The organism is Sulfitobacter aestuarii (assembly GCF_042685005.1).
GTDB lineage: Bacteria > Pseudomonadota > Alphaproteobacteria > Rhodobacterales > Rhodobacteraceae > Sulfitobacter > Sulfitobacter aestuarii.
In genome coordinates, this window is sequence record NZ_JBHUMP010000061.1 from 1 (window position 1) to 1,537 (window position 1,537).

Sequence of the window (1,537 nt, forward strand, 5' to 3'; positions counted from 1 at the left end):
CAACCCTCGAACGGAGAATGCCGCGGGAGAGGCCGCCGAGCCAGTCAGCTCACACGGCGATCATGGGGTCTAAGGGGCGAGCAGTGGCTGCGCAGAACGCGCAACCACCGTTGTCATATCGCGCAGTGCCAAAGGTTATTCGGACTTGGTGGCGGCTTCCTGTGCGCGGCCATAGCTTTCGGCAGCAGCCTGGTAGCCAGGAGAGACAGCGTTAAAAAGCTCGGCCCATTCCATCGCATCGGGACGATTCCAAGTGCGCATCGCCTCGCTCAGGATGGTGTTTGTGGTGAGCGGTTCAATGCCTTCTATTGCCATGCGTTGCATTGCAGCCATCGACGCCATCTCGCTCACATCGCCCGAAGCATCCATGATAACGAAGACGTCATAGCCATCGGCCTTGGCCTGAAGCGCCGGAAAGGCGACGCAGACGGATGTCCAGACACCGGCGATCACTAAGGTCTTGCGGCCGGTCGCCTCGACTGCGGCAACAAAATCCGCATTGTCCCACGAGCTGACTTCGCCCTGCCGCGCGACGTATTGCGCGTCTTCATCGCCTTCCAGAAGCTCTTCCAGTTCGGGCATCAAGGGGCCGTTGGGACCGTCAGGCTCCGACGCGGTGTAGATGATCGGAATGTCCGCCTGCTGCGCGACCTTGGTCAGCGTGACCGTGTTGCGACGCAGGTCATCTACCGCAATGTCGTTCACGGTTTGGAACAGGCCGGTTTGGTGATCGAGCAGCAGGAAGACAGCATCGGTCGGGTCGAACAGCGCGGCGTTGGCCGCCTCGGTGGGCTCTTTCGAAAGACCTTCGAGATGCAGGGGTTTGCTGGTTTCCTGCGCGTTTGCGACAGTGGTGAAGGCGACCGGCTGCAAAAGGAGCGCGGTGCTGGTCGCAAGTGCTGTAAAGGTTTGTTTCAACCGTTTCATGGGTATCATGTTGGACTCCTGGACTAGGGTTCAGTTCGGGCCGTCACGCGCTCGTCGCTGAAGCAGCGGGGAGGCGCCCGATTAGGGCAGTGAGCGACAGCATCTGAAAGTTAGGCCATCACGAACATCTGGAAAGTCGTTACCATTTGGTAACTACCAAATGAATTGTGTTGGCGGGCAGTCCTACGCCGACGGCAAAGTCACCTGCGGATGGATGATGCGCCCGCGAAGCATGCGACCCGCGAATGCGAAAGATCGGGCCAGCTTGGATGGCGTCACCCGCCCGTCGTCGTGAGACAGTCGGCAAACTCCCGCTTCTGACGGACCAAGGAAGGGAGCAGCGCAGGTGGAAGGCATGCCCAAGCAGTTACTATGCGCAATGCAGAGACTGCCGTAACTTTCAATATCAAGGACAGGGGGTAGACGCCGCAGAGCGTTGCTTCTTGTGCCCAAGATCTATCGGGAACCACAAATTTCCGCGTCGAAGGTTCAAGTGTCCTTAGACCCCATGATCGCCGTGTGAGCTGACTGGTTCGGCGGCCTCTCCCGCGGCATTCTCCGTTCGAGGGTTGCGTCAGATAGGCTGGCGCCGAGCCTCAAGAATGGGGGA

General features: G+C 59.4%; 1 protein-coding gene. It reads right to left on the bottom strand.

Annotated elements, in window-relative coordinates; all coding sequences use genetic code 11:
• Window positions 1-135: 135 nt before the first annotated feature.
• Window positions 136-936, bottom strand: coding sequence for an isochorismatase family protein (locus ACFSUD_RS19565; protein ID WP_386376181.1), 801 nt, complete (start codon window positions 934-936; stop codon window positions 136-138).
• Window positions 937-1,537: the final 601 nt, after the last annotated feature.

Excerpts from the sequence above, each read along its gene's own strand:
- ACFSUD_RS19565 (WP_386376181.1), bottom strand. The coding sequence starts at position 936 with ATGATACCCATGAAACGGTTGAAACAAACCTTTACAGCACTTGCGACC.